The sequence below is a fragment of the Allobosea sp. Leaf344 genome, from assembly GCF_001426225.1.
Classification (GTDB): domain Bacteria; phylum Pseudomonadota; class Alphaproteobacteria; order Rhizobiales; family Beijerinckiaceae; genus Allobosea.
In genome coordinates, this window is record NZ_LMRT01000001.1 from 982,389 (window position 1) to 1,001,770 (window position 19,382).

Annotated in this window: 15 protein-coding genes and 1 pseudogene; 5 read left to right on the forward strand and 11 right to left on the reverse strand. The window is 70.0% G+C overall.

The features are described from left to right. Nucleotides 1-3 precede the first annotated feature (3 nt). Nucleotides 4-1,101, reverse strand: coding sequence for a cobalt-precorrin-5B (C(1))-methyltransferase (locus tag ASG72_RS04355; RefSeq protein WP_056709366.1), 1,098 nt, complete (start codon nt 1,099-1,101; stop codon nt 4-6). Nucleotides 1,102-1,211: 110 nt separating this feature from the next. On the opposite strand from ASG72_RS04355, the gene ASG72_RS04360 reads away from it, so the two are divergent. Continuing rightward, nucleotides 1,212-2,531 carry a cobyrinate a,c-diamide synthase gene (locus tag ASG72_RS04360; protein WP_056709367.1) on the forward strand — a complete coding sequence of 440 codons (1,320 nt, stop codon included), beginning with the start codon at nt 1,212-1,214 and terminating at the stop codon, nt 2,529-2,531. Further along, on the forward strand, nt 2,528-3,181 hold the full coding sequence (gene bluB / locus ASG72_RS04365) for a 5,6-dimethylbenzimidazole synthase (protein ID WP_056709369.1): 654 nt from the start codon (nt 2,528-2,530) through the stop codon (nt 3,179-3,181). Before ASG72_RS04360 ends, bluB begins: the two co-directional genes overlap by 4 nt. A 433-nt stretch (nt 3,182-3,614) precedes the next feature. On the opposite strand, the gene ASG72_RS04370 is transcribed toward bluB, so the two are convergent. The 3 genes from ASG72_RS04370 to ASG72_RS04380 form a co-directional block, all read right to left on the reverse strand. Beyond that, nucleotides 3,615-4,268 (reverse strand): 3-oxoacid CoA-transferase subunit B, encoded by a 654-nt coding sequence (locus tag ASG72_RS04370; protein ID WP_056709371.1) that lies wholly within the window; start codon nt 4,266-4,268, stop codon nt 3,615-3,617. Nucleotides 4,269-4,381: 113 nt separating this feature from the next. Next, a complete protein-coding gene (locus ASG72_RS04375; RefSeq protein ID WP_056709373.1) occupies nt 4,382-5,086 on the reverse strand; it encodes a CoA transferase subunit A in 705 nt (234 codons plus the stop codon). Nucleotides 5,087-5,179: 93 nt separating this feature from the next. Beyond that, a complete protein-coding gene (locus tag ASG72_RS04380; protein WP_056709375.1) occupies nt 5,180-5,791 on the reverse strand; it encodes a LysE family translocator in 612 nt (203 codons plus the stop codon). An 81-nt stretch (nt 5,792-5,872) separates the two neighbouring features. Between ASG72_RS04380 and ASG72_RS04385 the strand changes: the two are divergent. Then, a pseudogene (locus ASG72_RS04385) lies at nt 5,873-6,040 on the forward strand (plasmid stabilization protein); the annotation flags it as partial. 79 nt (nt 6,041-6,119) lie between these two features. Here the strand turns inward: ASG72_RS04385 and ASG72_RS04390 are convergent. Beyond that, on the reverse strand, nt 6,120-8,405 hold the full coding sequence (locus ASG72_RS04390) for an NADP-dependent malic enzyme (protein WP_056709379.1): 2,286 nt from the start codon (nt 8,403-8,405) through the stop codon (nt 6,120-6,122). A gap of 228 nt (nt 8,406-8,633) precedes the next feature. Beyond that, the gene (locus ASG72_RS04395) at nt 8,634-10,469 is read right to left on the reverse strand and encodes a methyl-accepting chemotaxis protein (RefSeq protein WP_056709381.1); all 1,836 of its coding nucleotides are present in this window, start codon (nt 10,467-10,469) and stop codon (nt 8,634-8,636) included. A gap of 338 nt (nt 10,470-10,807) precedes the next feature. On the opposite strand from ASG72_RS04395, the gene mutS reads away from it, so the two are divergent. Then, on the forward strand, nt 10,808-13,459 hold the full coding sequence (gene mutS / locus ASG72_RS04400; RefSeq protein WP_244488712.1) for a DNA mismatch repair protein MutS: 2,652 nt from the start codon (nt 10,808-10,810) through the stop codon (nt 13,457-13,459). An 84-nt stretch (nt 13,460-13,543) separates the two neighbouring features. On the opposite strand, the gene ASG72_RS04405 is transcribed toward mutS, so the two are convergent. The 3 genes from ASG72_RS04405 to ASG72_RS04415 all read right to left on the reverse strand — a co-directional run bounded on the left by ASG72_RS04405 (nt 13,544) and on the right by ASG72_RS04415 (nt 16,263). Further along, entirely contained in the window at nt 13,544-14,401 is an 858-nt protein-coding gene (locus tag ASG72_RS04405) for a C40 family peptidase (RefSeq protein WP_056709385.1), read from the reverse strand. A 29-nt stretch (nt 14,402-14,430) separates the two neighbouring features. Continuing rightward, nucleotides 14,431-14,784, reverse strand: a complete 354-nt coding sequence (locus ASG72_RS04410) for a MarR family transcriptional regulator (protein ID WP_056709387.1) — start codon at nt 14,782-14,784, stop codon at nt 14,431-14,433. Nucleotides 14,785-14,862: 78 nt separating this feature from the next. Continuing rightward, on the reverse strand, nt 14,863-16,263 hold the full coding sequence (locus ASG72_RS04415) for a leucyl aminopeptidase family protein (protein WP_056709389.1): 1,401 nt from the start codon (nt 16,261-16,263) through the stop codon (nt 14,863-14,865). 177 nt (nt 16,264-16,440) lie between these two features. On the opposite strand from ASG72_RS04415, the gene ASG72_RS04420 reads away from it, so the two are divergent. Beyond that, entirely contained in the window at nt 16,441-17,256 is an 816-nt protein-coding gene (locus ASG72_RS04420) for a tetratricopeptide repeat protein (protein ID WP_244488689.1), read from the forward strand. A 147-nt stretch (nt 17,257-17,403) separates the two neighbouring features. Here ASG72_RS04420 and ASG72_RS04425 read toward each other — a convergent pair whose 3' ends face one another. Next, nucleotides 17,404-18,381 (reverse strand): type II secretion system F family protein, encoded by a 978-nt coding sequence (locus ASG72_RS04425; protein ID WP_056709391.1) that lies wholly within the window; start codon nt 18,379-18,381, stop codon nt 17,404-17,406. Between the two features lie 9 nt (nt 18,382-18,390). Further along, on the reverse strand, nt 18,391-19,368 hold the full coding sequence (locus tag ASG72_RS04430; RefSeq protein ID WP_056709393.1) for a type II secretion system F family protein: 978 nt from the start codon (nt 19,366-19,368) through the stop codon (nt 18,391-18,393). Nucleotides 19,369-19,382 lie beyond the last annotated feature (14 nt).

The following is a 19,382-nucleotide window of genomic DNA, read 5'->3' on the forward strand; positions in this document are numbered from 1 at the left end:
CGCTCAGCCCGGCTTGCGGAAGGGGGTGCGCGCCAGCAGCGCGCCCTGCCGGTCGAACACCGCGATCTCCAGCGCCGCCTCGGCACTGAGCGTGCGCGCGGCGCGCCGCCAGGCATGCTCGGCCACGGTCGCGGCCAGGTCGATCCCTTCGGCCTGGGCTCGCTGCAGCACCTCGAGCGCGGTATTCGCCTGCGGCACCCATTGCGCCAGGGCGGCGCTGCCGCCGGCTTCCGTCACACGCTCGGCCAGCCAGGCGAGATCCACCGGCCCGGCCCGGGAATGCAGATCGAGCATGCCCTGGCCGAGCTTCACCATCTTCGCGAAGCCGCCTGCGACGGTGACCTTCGCGACCGGGTGGACGCGCAGATACTTCAGCATGCCGCCGGCGAAATCGCCCATGTCGATCAGCGCCTGTTCCGGCAGCCCGTGCAGCGCCCGCACCGCGGCCTCGGAGGTCGCGCCGGTGGCGCCCGCGACATGGCCGAGCCCGGCGGCGCGGGCGACATCGATGCCGCGATGGATCGAATGGATCCAGGCGGCGCAGGAGAACGGGATGACGATGCCCGTGGTGCCGAGGATCGACAGGCCGCCGCGAATGCCGAGGCGGGGGTTCATCGTCTTCTGCGCGATCGCCTCGCCACCGGGGATCGCGATGGTGACGGTGACGTCGGCCGGGCCGCCGCATCGTGCCCGCGCCTCGGCCAGGGCCTGGCGGATCATCTCGCGCGGCATCGGATTGATCGCGGGCTCTCCGACCGGCAGCGGCAGGCCCGGCAGGGTGACGGTGCCGACACCCTCGCCCGCCCGGAACAGGATGCCGGCGCCGGGCGGGGCGCCGGTGAGCTCCGCGATGACGAGCGCGCCATGGGTCACGTCCGGATCATCCCCCGCATCCTTGACGATGCCGGCGCGGGCGCCGTCCGCGCGCCGCTCCTGCAGCGCCAGGGCGAAGGCCGGCTGCTGCCCGCCGGGCAAGGTGATGTCGACTGGATCGGGAAAGACGCCGGTGACCCAGCCGCAATAGGCGGCCTTGGCCGCGGCGGCGGCACAGGTCCCGGTGGTCCAGCCGCGCCGCAACGGTCCTGCAGGAAAATCGCTCATTCAGGCCTGCATAGCGCAGCCGGAGCCGCGCGTCAGCGCCGGCGGTTCGGCGCTGGCCCGCGGGGCCGCGACGTCGCGCGGCGCAACCGCGCGCAGCGGGGGAGACCGGCATGACCGCCAGCGGCCTGATCATCGCGGCGCCACGCTCGGGCTCCGGCAAGACCACGATCACGCTCGGGCTGCAGCGCGCGCTGGTGCGGCGCGGGCTGACGGTGCGCGGGCTGAAATGCGGGCCGGACTATATCGACCCTGCCTTCCATGCCGCTGCGACCGGCGCGCCGAGCGCCAATCTCGATTCCTTCGCGATGCCGCCGGCGCTGCTGCGCCAGATCGCCGGTGAAGCCGCCGCCGAAAGCGAGCTCGTCATCGCCGAAGGCTCGATGGGACTGTTCGACGGCGTGCCGGGCCCGGAGGGTGCGACCGGTGCCAGCGCCGATATCGCCGCGCTGCTGGGCTGGCCGATCGTGCTCGTCATCGATGTTTCGGGCCAGGCGCAATCGGCCGCCGCCATCGCGCTGGGCTGCATGCACTATGACCCGCGCATCCGCATCGCCGGCGTGATCCTGAACAAGGTCGCGAGCGAGCGCCATGGCCGTCTCGTCGGCCAGGGCATGGCCCGGATCGGCCTGCCCGTGCTCGGTGCCCTGCCGCGCGAGGCGAGCCTGATCCTGCCCGAGCGCCATCTCGGCCTGGTGCAGGCCGGCGAGACCGCGGATTTGCAGGCGCGGCTCGAGGCCTTGGCCGATGCGGTCACGGCGGCGATCGACCTCGATGCGCTGGTCGCGGCCGCAGCCGCGACGACGCTGCCTCCACCAGGGCCGGCGGCGCGCCCGCTGCCGGCGCCGGGGCGACGCATCGCCATCGCCCGGGATGCCGCCTTCAGCTTCGTCTATCCGCATGTCGAGGCCGGGTGGCGGGCGCAAGGCGCCGCGCTGGTGCCCTTCTCGCCTTTGGCCGACGAGGCGCCTCCGGAAGATTGCGATGCCTGCTGGCTTCCGGGCGGCTATCCCGAGCTTCATGCGGCACGGCTGGCGGGCGCGGCGCGCTTCCTGTCGGGGCTGCGGGCCTTCGCCGAGACGCGCCCGGTCCATGGCGAGTGCGGCGGCTATATGGTGCTGGGCCGCAGCCTGACCGATGCGGATGGGGTCGCTCACGCCATGGCCGGGCTGCTCGGCGTCGAGACCAGCTTCGCCACGCGCAAGATGAATCTGGGTTACCGCCGTGCGGTGCTGCAGGCGGACGGGCCGCTCGGCGCGGCCGGCAGCGCGCTGACCGGGCATGAATTCCACTATGCCACGATCGCCGCGACAGGAGAGGACGAGGCCTTCGCAACGGTCACCGATCCGCATGGCGCGGCTCCGAAACCGGCGGGCAGCCGGCGCGGCCTCGTCACCGGATCATTCTTCCACGCCATCGCGGTGGCGCAATGAGCGAAGCCGGACCGGGAGCCGAGGCCCCGCCTCGTTTCGACGAGGCTTTCGCCGCGCAGTTCAAGACCCTGCTGGCCTGGCGCCGCGACGTCCGGCGCTTCCGTCGCGACGCGCTGCCCGAGGGGCTGGTCGAGACGCTGCTGGACCAGGCGGAGCTCGCGCCCTCCGTCGGCTATTCCCAGCCCTGGCGCTGGCTGCGGGTCACCGCCCCGGAGCAGCGCGCCGCGGTGCAGGCGAGCTTCGCGCGCTGCAATGCCGCCGCTCTGGCGGATTACGAGGGCGAGCGGGCCAGGCTCTATGCCGGCCTCAAGCTCGCCGGGCTGCAGGAGGCCCCCGAGCAGCTCGCCGTGTTCTGCGACCATGGCACGCAGCAGGGGCATGGGCTCGGGCGCCGGACCATGCCGGAGATGCTGGATTATTCGGTCGTCGCCGCGATCACCCAGCTCTGGCTGGCGGCGCGGGTCCAGGGTGTCGGGCTGGGCTGGGTCTCGATCCTGGAGCCGGACGCCGTGCGGGAGGCGCTGGGCGCACCGTCATCCTGGAAGCTGATCGCCTATCTCTGCCTGGGCTGGCCGCAGGAGGCGCAGGACGTGCCGGAGCTGGTACGCGCCGGCTGGGAGAGGTCGCGCGGGTCGTTGCGTGGGTGGTAAGGGGCCTTGCGGGCGGCGGCGAAGCGGTCCAGAGCGTGAAGCGCGGGACCCCTAACCCGTCCTTGCGAGCGAAGCGAAGCAACCCAGACCGTCGAGCTCTACGCCTTCCTGGGTTGCTTCGTCGCTGACGCTCCTCGCAATGACGGTAAGGGCGTCATTGCGAGCGCAGCGAAGCAACCCAGCTCGTCGAGCTCTGCGGCCCCTAGGTTGCTTCGTCGCTGACGCTCCTCGCAATGACGCTCACCCGTCATTGCGAGCGTTAGCGAAGCAACCCAGCTCATGGCGCTCCACGCCCCCCTGGGTTGCTTCGTCGCTGACGCTCCTCGCAATGACGGATCGTCATTGCGAGCGTAGCGAAGCAATCCAGAGCGTGAAGCTCCACGTCGCCCGCGTTCGCTCCGTCGGCCCCCTTCCCGCCGACGCTCCTCGCGGCTCAGATCGCGACCTTGAACGACGCTTCGGTCTTGGCCTTGATCTCGTCGAGGGTCACGCCCTCGGCCAGCTCGATCAGCGTCATGCCGCCGCCGGTCTCGTCGATGGTGAAGACGCCGAGATCCGTGATCACCATGTCGACCACGCCGGCGCCGGTCAGCGGCAGGTCGCAGGCCGTGAGCAGCTTCGGCGATTCCGTGCCGTCCTTGTTGCGGGCGACATGCTCCATCACCACCACGACCTTCTTCACCCCGGCGACGAGGTCCATGGCGCCGCCCATCCCCTTCACCACCTTGCCGGGGATCATCCAATTGGCGAGATCGCCATTCTCGGCCACCTGCATCGCGCCGAGGATGGAGAGGTCGATATGGCCGCCGCGGATCATGCCGAACGAATCCGCCGAGGAGAAGAAACTGGTGGTCGGCAGCTCGGTGATGGTCTGCTTGCCGGCATTGATCAGGTCGGGATCCTCCTCGCCCTCATACGGAAAAGGCCCCATGCCGAGCATGCCGTTCTCGGATTGCAGCTGAACGCTGACGCCGGCGGGGATGTAGTTGGAGACCAGCGTCGGGATGCCGATGCCGAGATTGACGTAGTAGCCGTCCTTGAGTTCCTTCGCGGCACGGGCCGCCATCTGCTCACGGGTCCAGGGCATGGTCTTGTCCTCGATGGTTCGATCGTGTCCTGAGCCCCCGCTTCCGGGACGCCGCGTCGGCGGCCGGGAGCCGGCCTGCGGCTGCTCCCCGGGTCGGGGGCTCGCGAGATGAATCAGGCGGCGCGCTTGCGGGTCGTGCGCTGCTCGATGCGCTTGACCGGGTTTTCCACATGCACGATCCGCTTCACGAAAATGCCGGGGGTATGCATGTGGTCGGGGTCGATCTCGCCGGCCGGCACCAGATGCTCGACCTGGGCGATGGTCATGCGCGAGGCCGACGCCATCATCGGATTGAAGTTCCGCGCCGTCTTCCGATAGACGAGATTGCCCTCGGTATCGCCCTTGAAGGCGTGGACGAGCGCGATGTCGGCGAAGAGGCCGCGCTCCATGATGTAGCGCTCGCCGTCGAACTCGCGCTCCTCCTTGCCCTCGGCGACCAGCGTGCCGACGCCGGTCTTGGTGTAGAAGGCCGGGATGCCGGCGCCGCCGGCCCGGATGCGTTCGGCCAGCGTGCCCTGGGGCGTGAATTCGAGCTCGAGCTCACCGGCCAGATATTGCTGGGCGAAGAGCTTGTTCTCGCCGACATAGGAGGAGATCATCTTCCGGATCTGGCGCGTCTCGAGCAGGATGCCGAGGCCGGCGCCGTCGATGCCGGCATTGTTGGAGATGAAGGTCAGGTCCCGGGCGCCGCTGTCGCGCACCGCCTCGATCAGGACATCGGGAATGCCGCAGAGGCCGAAACCGCCGGCCATGATGGTCATGCCATCCTTGATGACGTCGGCGAGAGCCGCCTTGGCGTCAGGAAAAACCTTCTTCATCGCATTGCCTTCGGCGCTGGATTGGATCGCCGTCCAGCACTAGCCGAGCCGATGGTGCCGTTGCAACATCGCCGCGGGGCCGGCGGCCGAGATTCAGCGCTCGGTCAGCGCCAGTTTGAGGCCGAGCCCGGCGAAGGCGGCGGCGAAGCTGCGCCGCATCCAGAGCATGACGCCGGGCCGCGTGACGACATGGCTGCGCATCGCCGCCGCGAACACGCCGTAGAGCGCGAAGACCACGAAGGTCGCGAGCATGAAGACCCCGCTCAGCTCCAGCATCCGGGCCAGCGCCCGCGGCTCGCCGGCCTGCACGAATTGCGGGAGGAAGGCGAAGAAGAAGATCGACAGCTTCGGGTTCAGGATGTTGATCAGAATGCCGGTGGCGAGCACCTGCCGCACCGAGCGGGGCGCCTGCTCGGCCTCCACGGTCAGCCCGCCGCGCTCGCCCAGCGTCACCCAGGCCATGTAGAGGAGATAGGCGACGCCGCAATATTTGATCAGCTCGAAGGCCAGCGCGCTGGTGTGCAGCAGCGCCGCGAGACCGGTGATCGCCGCGGCCATGTGCGGGATGATCCCCAGCGTGCAGGCCAGCGCCGCGATCAGGCTCGCTCTGGTGCCGCGCGCCAGCCCGGCGGCGATGGTGTAGATCGCGCCCGTGCCCGGCGAGGCGACGATGATCAGCGTGGTCAGCAGGAATTCATAGCTCATAGACCGCGCCCTCCCGCCGGCCGGAACTGGCACCGGCCGCCAACGTTTGACGGGAGAATAGCCGAAGCAGGGAGAAGCGCCATGCCCCAGGGTGACAAATCAGCCTATACCGCCAAGCAGAAGCGCAAGGCGGAGCATATCGAGGAGAGTTACGAGAAGCGCGGCCTGTCCGAGGGCGAGGCCGAGCGCCGCGCCTGGGCCACCGTCAACAAGCAGGATGGCGGCGGCAAGCAATCGGGCTCGGGCCGCAAGACCCACTGAGCCGCATCGGCGGGAAGCGGAGGCGCCGCGAAACGCCTCCGGTTTCGCGGCGCCGATGGCGAGGCTGTCAGCCGCCGATGTTGAAGGCCGCCAGCGCCGCCATGTTGACGATGTCGCTGTCCTTGGCGCCGAGCGGGACGATCTGCACCGGCTTGTCGAGGCCGACGATCAGCGGGCCGATCACCGTCGAACCGCCGAGCTCCTGCAGCATCTTGGTCGAGATCGAGGCGGAGTGGAAGGCCGGCATGATCAGCACATTGGCCGGGCCGGTGAGCCGGCAGAACGGGTACTGGCTCATCAGATCGCGGTTGAGTGCGACATCGGCGGCCATCTCGCCGTCATATTCGAAATCAACGCGCTGGCCGTCGAGGATCTTGACCGCCTCGCGCACCTTTTCCGAGCGCTCGCCGGCCGGATGGCCGAAGGTCGAGAAGGCGAGCATCGCGACCTTGGGCTCATAGCCCAGCCGGCGCGCCACGCCCGCCGCCTCGATGGCGATCTCGGACAATTCCTGGGCCGTCGGCATCTCGGTGATGGCGGTGTCGGCGACCAGCACGGTGCGCTCGCGCGAGAGCACGATCGAGACGCCGATCAGCCTGTGGCCGGGACGGTCGTCGATGACGCGGCGGACCTCTTCCAGCGCGATCGAATAATTGCGGGTGACGCCGGTCACCATCGCATCGGCATCGCCGAGCGCGACCATGGCGGCGGCAAAATGGTTGCGGTCCTGGTTGATCAGCCGCTGGCAGTCGCGGAAGAGATAGCCCTGCCGCTGCAGCCGCTCATAGACATATTGCGCGTAGGCCGCGTTGCGATGCGAAAGCCTGGCATTGGCGATGGTGATGCCCTTGGCGGCGAGATCGACGCCGAGCTGCGCCGCCGTCTCGTTGATGCGCTCCTCGCGCCCGACCAGGATGGCGTGGCCGAGCCCCTGCCCGACGAAGGACATCGCCGCGCGGATGACCTGCTCCTCCTCGCCCTCGGCGAAGACGACGCGCTTGGGATAGCGCCGCACGCGCTCGAAGATCCGGTTCAGCGTGCCGGCGACGGGGTCGCGCCGGGCCGAGAGCTGGGCCTTGTAGGCGGGGATGTCGACGATCGGCTTGCCCGCCACCCCGGTCTCCATCGCCGCCCGCGCCACCGCGACGGGCACGACATGGATCAGCCGGGGGTCGAAGGGCACGGGGATGATGTAGTCGCGGCCATAGCGCGGGCGCGAGCCCTGATAGGCGGCGGCGACCTCGTCGGGCACGTCCTCGCGCGCCAGCAGGGCCAAAGCCTCGGCCGCCGCGATCTTCATCTCCATGTTGATCGTGTTGGCGCGGACGTCGAGGGCGCCGCGGAAGATGTAGGGAAAACCCAGGACGTTGTTGACCTGGTTCGGATAATCCGAGCGGCCCGTCGCCATGATCGCGTCGTCGCGCACCGCATGGACCTCTTCCGGCGTGATCTCGGGATCCGGATTGGCCATGGCGAAGATGATCGGGTTCGCGGCCATGGACGCGACCATTTCCGGCGTCACGGCTCCCTTCTGGGAGAGGCCGAAGAAGGCGTCGGCGCCCTCCAGCGCCTGGGCGAGCGTGCGCCGGTCGGTCACCGCGGCATGGGCGGATTTCCACTGGTTCATGCCCTCGGTGCGGCCCTGGTAGATCACGCCCTTGGTGTCGCAGAGGATGACGTTGTCCGGCTTGAAGCCCATCGCCTTCAGCAGCTCGGTGCAGGCGATGGCGGCGGCGCCGGCCCCGTTGACCACGAGCCGCGTCGACTGGATGTCGCGGCCGGTGAGGTCGAGCGCGTTGATCAGCCCGGCCGCGGCGATGATCGCGGTGCCGTGCTGGTCGTCATGGAAGACGGGGATGTCCATCAATTCGCGCAGGCGCTGCTCGATGATGAAGCATTCCGGGGCCTTGATGTCCTCGAGATTGATGCCGCCGAAGGAGGGGCCGAGATACCGCACCGCGTCGACGAATTTGTCGGCATCCTCGGTATCGACCTCGAGATCGATGGAATCGACGTCGGCGAAGCGCTTGAACAGCACCGACTTGCCCTCCATCACCGGCTTGGAGGCCAGCGCGCCGAGATTGCCGAGGCCGAGAATGGCGGTGCCGTTGGTGATGACGGCGACGAGGTTCGAGCGCGTGGTGTAGTCATAGGCCTTGGACGGATCTTCCGCGATCGCCAGCACCGGCACCGCGACGCCCGGGGAATAGGCGAGCGAGAGATCGCGCTGCGTCGCCATCGGCTTGGTCGGGATGATCTCGAGCTTGCCCGGCCGCCCCTGCGAATGGAACAGCAACGCCTCCTGGTCCGTGAAGGTCGGGCGGGCGTGTTTGATCGGCGGGCGGTCGGTCATCGAGAGGCTCTTCTTCGCGCGTTTCCAGGGCAGGCTGCCGCATGCGTCGCTGCGCGATGGCGGCGGTGTTCTTGGGGCCGCCCGGAGCTTTCGTCCCGGCTTCCCGCGGTCGGCGACCATAGGCAAGCCCCCGGCGCGCCACAAGTGACGCGACGCCCGGCCGCCATGCGGCGCGAGGGGAGGACGCGCCCGGCCGGCGGCGCGGGGGCGGGCCGTGCGGGCAATGGGTCAGAGGCGGCCGCGGACGCTGCGGACGAAGTCCCCGACATAGCGATCCAGCGCCACGGTCTGCTCGCTGACGCGGCTGCTCGCCTCGACGACGCGGGCCGCGGCCTCGCCGGTCAGCCGCGCCTCGCCGCTGACCGAGCCGACGCTCAAGGTGACGCTGCCCGTGCTGCCGGCGACGGCCTGGGCATCGGCTGCGATGGCGGAGGCGATGCCGGCCTGGCGGCTGACGACGTCGGCGACGATGCCGGCCGTATCCTCGATCGTCGTCATGGTGTGCTCGATATGGGCCACGGCTTCCGAGGCGGTGGCGGTGGCGGAGCGGATTTCCTGCAACGTGTCGGAGATGTCGCGCGTCGCCTTCTGGGTCTGTTCCGCCAGGTTCTTGACCTCGCCCGCCACCACGGCGAAGCCGCGCCCGGCCGCCCCGGCCCGCGCCGCCTCGATCGTCGCGTTCAGCGCCAGGAGATTGGTGCGCTGGGCGATCTCGGCGATGAAGGCGAGCACGGTGCTGACCTTGTCGGCGGCCTCCTTCAGCCCGGTGACGTCGCGGCGCGTGCTGCGGACATAGCTCGCCGCCTCGCCCACCGTCGTCGCGGCCAGGCTGGTCTGGCGCGTCAGCTCGCGGATCGAGGCGTGGATCTCCTCGGCGGCGACGGCGACGCTGACCACGCGCTTCGACGCCGCTTCCGCCTCGCGCGTCACGTCGCTGGCGCGCAGGCTGGTCTTGTCGGCGCTGGCCGCGAGCTGGTTGGCGGCATCATGCATGGCGAGGGTCGATTCGCCGGCGGCCTGCAGCGCCTTGCCGACGGTGAGCTCGAGCTGGTTGGCGAGCTCCTCCAGCGCGAGCCTGCGCCGGCTCTGCTCCTCCCGCTGCTGGGTTTCGAGCAGCCTCTCCGAGGTGACGTCGCTCAAAATCCCGTCCCAGCAGATCGAGCCGTCGGGCAGGAGCCGCGCGGCGGCATCGCCGCGGATCCAGCGGGTGGTGCCGTCATCGAGCTGATGCCGGGCTTCGAAGCGCCAATCCTCGAGGCTGCGGCTCTTGCGGATCCGCTCGGTCGTCGCATCCAGCCGCGCCCGGTCCTCGGGGTGCATCCAGCGCAGCCAGCAAGACGGGTCGCGGGCGACCGCCTCGGCCGTGATCGGGAGCAGCTTCTCGATGCCGCCATGGATGAAGCGATAGGAGATCCGCCCGTCCGGCTTCATGGTCTTGCGGAACAGCGCGCCGGGCGCATTGGCGGCGAAGGTCTCGAGCTGGCGCCGCGCCTCCATCCGCTCCTGATCGGTGCTGATGACGAACCCCACCAGCACGGCGGCGAGCATCGAAATCGTCAGGGCCAACGGCGCGGCCGTGCTGGTCGCCAGCGTCCAGGCCAGCGCCCGGTCGCCCAGCAAAGACAGCATCAGCAGCGGCACGATGCCGGCCACCATGCCGAGGACGGCATGGTCGCGCAGCCGCGCCAGCCGCCGCTCCCCGCGTAGATGCAGCCGGTAGGCACAGCCGGCGCCGGCGCAGAGCAGGATGCCGACGACCCCCGATACGACCCCCTCGCCGCCGAGCCCGATCCGCAGCGCCGCCAGCGCAGCGGCGGTGATCAGCGCCGTGACCGGCCCTCCCAGCGGGCCGGCGAGCACCGTCACCACATTGCGCGCATCGACGAAGACACCCTCCTTGACGATCAAGGGGTCAAGCATGCTGATGCAGCCTCCCGCAGCGAAGATCAGCCCGATGACGATCTGTCTCAGCAAGTGCCGCTGGCCGAGATATTGTGACGCGAGCGGAACCAGCACCGCCGCGATCAACAGATAGGAGAGGCTACGCAACAGTTCGATCAGCATGGAGATGCGAACACGAATAGACTCCTCGGCGTCGAATCAACCTCCTCTTAAGGCAGAATGCTTTGACAAAGACTAAATCATCAGTATCTCTTAACTGACCCTTGGTCGTTCGGCCTAGTCCGAATGGCAGCATCGCATGGTCGCGCCTGTGGGTGACCGGCCTCGCGGGCCGCGAATCGGGTTCCTGACGGGAGCCGGCTGGGGTAGCGTCCGCGCCGATGCACGGCTTCAGCGACACAGGATCGGACGCCACCGGACAGGGCGCAGCCACGCCCGATCCAGGCCGCGCCACGCCCGATGCAGGCCGCGCCGCGAGCGATCAAGGCCGCGTCACGCCGATGATGGCGCAATATATCGAGATCAAGGCCGCCAATCCCGATTGCCTGCTGTTCTACCGGATGGGCGATTTCTACGAGCTCTTCTTCGGCGACGCCGAAATCGCCTCGCGGACGCTCGGCATCGTGCTGACCAAGCGCGGCAAGCATCTCGGCGAGGACATCGCGATGTGCGGCGTGCCCGTCGACCGGGCCGATGATTATCTGCAGCGCCTGATCGCCGCCGGCCACCGCGTCGCCGTGTGCGAGCAGACCGAGGACCCGGCGGAAGCGCGCAAGCGGGGCGGCAAATCCGTGGTCCGGCGCGACGTCGTCCGGCTGGTGACGCCGGGCACGATCACCGAGGAGCGGCTGCTGGAACCCGGCCGGGCGAGCCTGCTGCTGGCGCTGGCCCGGCGCCGGTCGAGCGATTCCGCCGCGCTCTACGGGCTCGCCGCGATCGACATCTCGACCGGCCGCTTCACCGTGATGGAAGCGCCGCAGGACCGGCTGGCAATCGAATTCGCACGGCTGGAGCCGCGCGAGATCATCTGCCCCGACGCCATCCATGACGATCCGGAGCTGAAGGCCTTCTGGAAGGAGGTGGCGCTGCCGGTCACGCCGCTGGCCCGTGAGGGGCTCGATGCCGCCTCGGCGGAGCGGCGGCTGCGGGAGTTTTTCGGGGTCGCGACGCTCGATGCCTTCGGCAGCTTTTCGCGGGCCGAGATCGCGGCCGCCGGGGCGGCGCTCGCCTATGTCGAGCGCACCCAGTTCGGCGCGCGGCCGAGCCTGTCGCCCCCGGTGCGCGACGGCGGCGGCACGACCATGCTGATCGACGCCGCCACCCGCGCCAATCTCGAGCTGACGCGGACGCTGGGCGGGGAGCGCACCGGCAGCCTGCTGGCCGCGATCGACCGAACGGTGACGCCGGGCGGAGCCCGCTTGCTGGCCGAAAGGCTGGCCGGGCCGCTGACCGACGCCGCCGCGATCGTCGCGCGGCAGGACGCGGTCGCGCTGCTGGTCGGCGAGGTGGCGCTGCGCGAGGCGCTGCAGGCGGCGCTGGCCCGCGTGCCGGACGTGGCGCGGGCCCTGTCCCGGCTGGCGCTCGACCGTGGCGGCCCGCGCGATCTCGCGGCGCTGGGGGCCGGGCTCGACGCCGCCCGCGAGATCGGCGAGCGGCTCGCCGCGCGGGAGGCGCTGCCGGCCGCGCTGCGCGAGGCGGCGGAGGCGCTGGCGCAGGCCGACCCTGCGCTGCCGCGCCTGCTGAACGAGGCGCTCGCGGAGGAGCTGCCGCTGAACCGCCGCGACGGCCGCTTCCTGCGCGAGGGCTTTGATCCGGCGCTGGACGAGCTACGGCTGCTCCAGATCGATTCGCGCAAGGTGATCGCGCAGCTCCAGGCCCGCTACGCCGCCGAGACCGGCTGCCGCACGCTGCGCATCAAGCATAATGCGATGCTCGGCTATTTCGTGGAGGTGCCTCAGGCCGTCGGCGAGAGCTTCCTGCGCGAGCCCTGGCGCGAGGTCTTCGTGCATCGCCAGACCATGTCGGACGCGATGCGCTTCTCCTCGGTAGAGCTCGGCGAGCTCGAGGCGAAGATCGCCTCGGCCGCCGACCGGGCGCTGAAGCTGGAATTGGCGGTGTTCGCGGAGCTGCGCGACGCGGTGCTGGCGCAGGCCGAGCCGATCAAGCAGGCCGCCCAGGCGCTGGCCGCGATCGACGTGGCGGCCGGGCTCGCCGGGCTCGCCGCCGGCGCGGGCTGGACGCGGCCGCTGATCGACGACAGCGCCGTGTTCCGCATCACCGGCGGCCGCCACCCGGTGGTCGAGGCCGCGTTGAAGCGCGAGGGGCGGCCCTTTGTCGCCAACGACACCGAGCTCTCGCCGCCGGACCAGGCGCAGGGCGGCCGCATCTGCCTGATCACCGGCCCCAACATGGCCGGCAAATCGACCTTCCTGCGGCAGAACGCGCTGATCGCCGTGCTGGCCCAGATGGGCGCCTATGTCCCGGCCGAATCCGCGCATATCGGCATCGTCGACCGGCTGTTCTCGCGCGTCGGTGCGGCGGATGATCTGGCCCGCGGGCGTTCGACCTTCATGGTCGAGATGGTCGAGACGGCCGCCATCCTCAACCAGGCCGGGCCGCGCGCTCTGGTGATCCTGGACGAGATCGGCCGTGGTACCGCGACCTTCGACGGGCTCTCGATCGCCTGGGCCGCGATCGAGCATCTGCACGAGGTCAATCGCTGCCGCAGCCTGTTCGCGACGCATTATCACGAGCTGACGGCGCTGGGCGACCGGCTGGCGCGGGTCAGCAACGCCACGGTCCGCGTCACCGAATGGAATGGCGAGGTGATCTTCCTGCACGAGGTCGTGCCCGGCGCGGCCGACCGCTCCTACGGCATCCAGGTCGCCAAGCTCGCCGGCCTGCCGCCCGCCGTGGTCGAGCGGGCGCGCGCCATTCTCGGCGAGCTCGAAAAGACCGAGCGCGAGAAGCCGGTCGCGTCGCTGGTCGACGACCTGCCGCTCTTCGCCGCGCCGCTGCGGAGGGCGGCCGCGCCGGCCGCGCCGGCCCCGGCCGAAGACGCGCTGCGCCAGGCGCTTTCCGGGCTGGATCTCGACGAGATGACGCCGCGCGCGGCGCTGGAGGCTCTCTACCGCCTGAAGGCGCTCGGCTGAGTCGGGATCCGGCCGTCGAAGCACGGCCGCTCGTCATGCGGCGTCCGGGCTCGCCAGCCCCACTGCCGCGCCGGCGGCGCGGGCTCAGCCGATCCGGCGGATGCTGGTGATCGCGCCGAAGCTCTTGGCCGCGATCCGGTCGCGGGCGACGCGCAGCGGCTCGCGCATCACCGTCATCGTATAGGCGGTGGCGTGCAGCAGCGTCTCCGCGTCGGTCATGATGCCGACATGGCCCTTCCAGAACACCAGATCGCCGCGCTGCAGCCCGGCCAGGCTCTCGTCGACATCCAGCGCGCGGCCCAGCGCCGCCTCCTGGAGATCGGTATCGCGCGGGGCGGCGATGCCGGCGGAGGCCAGCGCCAGCTGCGTCAGCCCCGAGCAATCCAGCCCGAGGCTGGTCTTTCCGCCCCAGAGATAGGGCACATGCAGGAAACGCTCGGCCACGGCGACGAAATCGGGCTCGGCGCTGTCCAACGGCGCGAGATGGGCGGCGATGACATGGCCGCCATCGGCGAGAACGAGGAACTCGTCGACCGCGCCCGTCACCGCGACCCGCGCGCCGATCGACAGCGCCTCGAGCGGCGGCAGCTTCATCGAGCGGCCGGGATAGACGAAGGTCCTGAGCGCGCTGACCCGGTGGGTCGGCGCCGGCGCCTGCGCGCGCAGGGCCGTGTCCGGGAGGTAGCCGACATAGCCGTCGAGCGCGAGCTGCACCCAGGCCCAGCCCTCGAAACGCTCATAGACCTGCACCGCCTCGCCGCGCAGCGCCTCGGTGTCGAGCGGCGCGTCGGGCCGCGGTTCCCGCCGCAGCGCCGCCGAGGGCGCCACGACGAAGCCGGGCTCGGGGTCGGCGAAGGCCCGCGCCTCCACCTGTCCGCGCAAATGGCTGGCGGCGAGATCGGCGCGTGCCGGGGTGAGGCGGGGATCGAGAATCAGGGTCATGGCGGCAATCTAGCGGGTGGCCGGCGGGCTTACGAGCCGCCGATCTCGCGGGCATGGTCGGTGATCAGATCGGCCAGCCGCTCCACGGCGAGAGCGCCGGCCACGGTGCGCTGGATCACGACGTTGCGGCGGTCGAACTCGTCGCGCTTGCGCGTCACCAGCCCGAGCTTGCCCATGGTGTCGAGGGCGCGGGTGACCACGGGCTTTGTCACGCCGAGCTGCTGGGCCAGCCCCCGCACCGTATGCGGCGGCAGTTCGAGATAGATGGTGAGCAGGATCGCGGTCTGGCGTGCGGAGAGATCCGCCTGCCCGTCTCGGACGAGATCGAGATGCACCTGCCGCCAGAGCTTGAGCGCCTGGGACGGCCTGATCTCCAAGGGCATGATGACGGATCCCGATCGTTACGGGTCCGTATCATTACCGGCGGGGGCGCGGCGCGCAATCGCCGTCGTGCAACAGGCTTAACCGGCCCGCTTCGCCTGCGCCGGATAGAACTGCCTGGCGAGCGCATAGACCAGCCGCGCCGCCTGGCACTCGCCGCCCACCGGCCGTCCCGGCCCCGCCGTCGGCACCCAGCCGTAAATGTCGAAATGCGCGTAGGAGCGCGCCTTCTCCACGAAGCGGTTCAGGAACAGCGCCGCCGTCACCGAGCCGGCCATGCCGCCGCTCGAGACATGGTTGACGTCGGCGATCTTGGAGTCGAGCAGCGCGTCATAGGGCGGCCAGAGCGGCATCCGCCAAACCGGATCATTGACCGCCATGCCGATCCGCATGATCTCCTGGGCGAGCCCGTCATCATGGGTGTAGCAGGGCGGCAGCTCCGGCCCCAGCGCGACGCGGGCCGCCCCGGTCAGGGTGGCGAAGTCGACCAGCAGTTCCGGCTCCTCCTCATCGGCCAGGGCCAGCGCATCGGCCAGGATCAGGCGGCCCTCGGCGTCGGTATTGCCGATCTCGACGGAGAGGCCCTTGCGGCTTTGCAGCACGTCGCCCGGGCGAAAGGCCGTCCCCGAGACCGCATTCTCCACCGCCGGCACCAGCAGGCGCAGGCGCACGGGCAGCCCGGCCAGCATGATCATCCGCGCCGCGGCGATCGCGGAAGCGGCGCCGCCCATATCCTTCTTCATCAGCAGCATCGAGGCGTCAGGCTTGAGGTTCAGCCCGCCGGTGTCGAAAGCGACGCCCTTGCCGACCAGCGTGACCTTGGGATGGGACGCGTCGCCCCAGACCAGATCGACCAGCCGCGGCGCGCGCGGCGAGGCGCGCCCCACGGCGTGGATCATCGGGAAATTGCGGGCCAGCAGATCGTCGCCGACGATGCTGACCACCGTGGCGTCGCATTCCCGGCCGAGCTCGCGGATCGCGGCCTCGATTTCCGCCGGGCCGAGATCATTGGCCGGGGTGTTGATCAGATCGCGGGCCAGCATCACCGAGCCGGCGATGGCGGAGAGTTCGGCCGCGTCGACGCCCTCCGGCACGACCAGCCGCGCGACCGGCAGCGAGGGCTTGCGATACCGGTCGAAGCGATAGCCCTGCAGCAGCCAGGCCAGCACCGCCGAGGCGGGATCGTCGATCTCCCCGCGCAGCGCGTAATCGCCCGCCGGCAGCAGGGCCGCGAGCCGCCCCGGCGCGAAGGGGTCGCGGCGACGGGCGTCACGCCCCTCGACCCCCAGCAGCACCGCGGCGATGGAGCCGGAGGCGTCGGGCAGCACGAGATGCTGCCCCGGTCTGGCGTTGAAGCCCTGGGCCAGCGCGAAGTTGCGGCCTTCCGCCTGCAGCTTCCCCTGCAGCTCGGGCCAGCCGGCCCTGGACACGACATGCAGCGGAATGGCGGCGGGAGCGGCGGCGGTAAGGAGGCTGTGCACGTGCGAAACGAACCATCTGGAGGGGCGGCGGTCGGGCCGGTTAAGAATGCGTTAGGGTTAACGTTTTATCACCGGGGTCACCAGAACTTCCAATGCTGCGAGGCTATTCGCGTCATGTCATCCCGCTCGTCAGCCGCGTGCGCCCCCGCCTCCACCCCGCGCCCTCGCCTGCGGGCCGTGCTACTCGCAGCGGCCGGCCTCGCCGCGCTGGCGGGAGCGGGCTGCCAGAGCCGGGCCGGGCTCGGCGACATCACCGGCTCGATCGGCCGCAGCGCCGTCACGCAGCCGCAGAGCAAGAGCGAATGGGCGGCCGAGAGCGAGCGCTGGGGCAAGCGCTACGACGCCAATCCGCGCGAGCGCGACGCGGCGTTCTATTATGCGCGGGCGCTCCGCGCCCAGGACCAGAACGCCCAGGCCCTGGCGATCCTGCAGAAGGCCGTGCTGGTCCACAGCAACGATCTCGAAATGCTCGGCGCCTATGGCCGCTCGCTGGCCGAGAACGGCCGGCTGAAGGAGGCCGAGGACGTGCTGTCCCGGGCGCATTCGCCGGAGCGGCCGGATTGGCGCGTGCTGTCGGCGCAGGGCACGGTGGCCGACCAGCTCGGCGACAATGCCCGCGCACAGCAGCTCTACCAGGCGGCGCTGAAGCTGGCGCCGGGCGAGCCGACGGTGATGTCCAATCTCGGGCTGTCGCTGGCGCTGTCCAAGCAATTGCCGGAAGCCGAGCGGGTGCTCAAGGAGGCCAACGCCTCCGGGCGCGGCGATGCGCGCATCCGCCAGAATCTCGTGCTGGTGCTGGGGCTGCAGGGCCGCTTCGCCGAGGCCGAAACGCTCGCCCGCCAGGATCAGAGCCCGGCCGAGGCGGCCGCCACGGTCGCCTATCTCAAGCGCAGCGTCAGCCAGCAGAACAGCTGGGACCTGCTCAAGGCGGGCGGCAAGGCGCGCGGCGCGCAGCCGTCCCAGGCCCAGGCGCAGGCGGCCGTCGAGGGCTAGGCTCGCCCGTCCAGCGGGTCGGCGGAGCCGGCCCGCCTCGCCTGCCAGAAGATTTCAGATTCTCGAAATTGATTGGCCGGATCGGCCGCGAGCGCGCGCCGGCGACGGCGCGTGGTCATCGCCGCACGTCGGGCGCGGCGCGGGCCGTCACTTCCATTTCATGACCTGGATCAGCGCCGGGGTCATGATCACGATGAAGAGCACCGGCAGGAAGAATAGGATCATCGGCACGGTCAGCTTGGGGGGCAGCGCCGCCGCCTTCTTTTCCGCCTCCATCATGCGCTGGTCGCGGCTTTCCTGGGCGAGCGTGCGCAGCGCGGTGCCGAGCGGCGTGCCGTAGCGCTCCGCCTGGATCAGCGCGGTGGACACCGATTTCACGCCTTCCAGCCCGGTGCGCTGGGCGAGGTTCTCATAGGCCTGGCGACGCTCGGTGAGATAGGAGAGCTCCGCCGTGCAGAGCGCGAATTCCTCCGCCAGCGCGACCGACTGGCCGCCGATCTCCTGTGAGACCTTGCGGAAGGCGTGTTCCATCGACATGCCGGATTCGACGCAGATCAGCAGCAGGTCGAGCGCATCGGGGAAGGCACCTCGCATCGATAATTGGCGCTTGGCGATCTGGTTCGAGAGGAAGACCTCAGGCGCCTTGATGCCGACATAGGCGCCGGCCAGCGCCATGCCGAAGCGGATCAGCGGCGGCTGGCCGAAACCATTGACGGCGAAGACGTAGAACAGGGCGACCAGGAACAGCCCGATCGGCATGACGAGCCGGAAGAAGAGAAAGGCGATCTCGGCCTGCGGCCCGCGATAGCCGGCCATGACGAGCTGCTTCTTGGCCGATTCCGTGCCCAGCCAGTCGCCCAACTTGAACCTGTCGACGATGCGCCGCATGAACTCCTTCGGTTCCTGGCGCAGGCTGACCTTCTCCTTCTGCCGGCTCAGCCTTTCGCGCTCGCGGGCGCGGATCTTGTCGCGCTCGGTGGCAACGCTCTTCATGCGCTTCTGGAGATGCGAGCCCTCGGTGAGCGGGATCGCCACGGTGATCACGGTCGCGGCCGCGGCCACGGCGACCAGCATGGCGAGCAGGAACTGCGTATCCGCCAGCTTGCCGGCGATGAGTTCGATCATGGCGCCGCCTCAGATATCGAAGTTGATCATCTTGCGCATCACCAGGATGCCCATCAGCATCCAGATGCCGCCGGCGAGCATCGCGACCTTGCCGGTCTGCGTCAGCCAGAGCAGCTCGATGTATTTCGGCGTGGTGAGATAGACGAGCACCGCCACGGCCGGCGGCAGCGTTCCGATGATCGCCGCGGAGGCCTTGGCCTCCATCGAGACGGCCTGGATCTTGTCGCGCATCTTGCGGCGCTCGCGCAGCACGCGAGACAGGTTTCCGAGCGTCTCGGAGAGATTGCCGCCGGTCTTCTGCTGGATCGCCAGGACGATGCCGAAGAAATTGGATTCGGCGCAGGGCATCCGCTCGAACAGCTTGTTGGCCGCCTCGGTCAGCGGCAGCCCCAGCGACTGGCTCTCGATGATCAGCCTGAATTCGGTCTTGACCGGCTCCGCCGCCTCGGCGGCGATGATGCGCAGGCAGTCGTTCAGCGGCAGCCCGGCCTTGATGCCGCGCACCACCACGTCGATAGCGTTGGGAAACTCGATGCCGAACATCTTCAGCCGCTTCGCCTTGGCGCGCTTCAGATACCAGGCCGGCAGGCCGAAGCCGCCGACGAAGAGCCCGATGCCTCCGAGGATCGGGCTGCCGCTCGCGATCAGCAGGACGAGGCCGAGCGTCACGGCGCTGATCGCGCTGATGACGTAGTATTTCTTCCGGTTCCAGTTCAGCCCGGCCTGCAGCAGCCGCGTCTCGAGCGTCAGGTTCTTCCGCTCGGATTCCCGGGCCTCGATCTCCTTGAGGCTCTGGGCGATCTGGCCGCGCTTGGCCCGGGTCTGGGCGTCGCGGTCGACGCCGCGGCTGGCGACCGGGGCGGCGAATTCCTTGCGGCGCTTCTCCGCCCGCGCCTGCCCGCTCAGCATCGGGTAGAACAGCGCGTAGACCACGCCCGCCATCGCGAGGGTCGACAGGATGATGACGGCGATGACGCTTGTGTTCATGGTCTGTCGCTCTC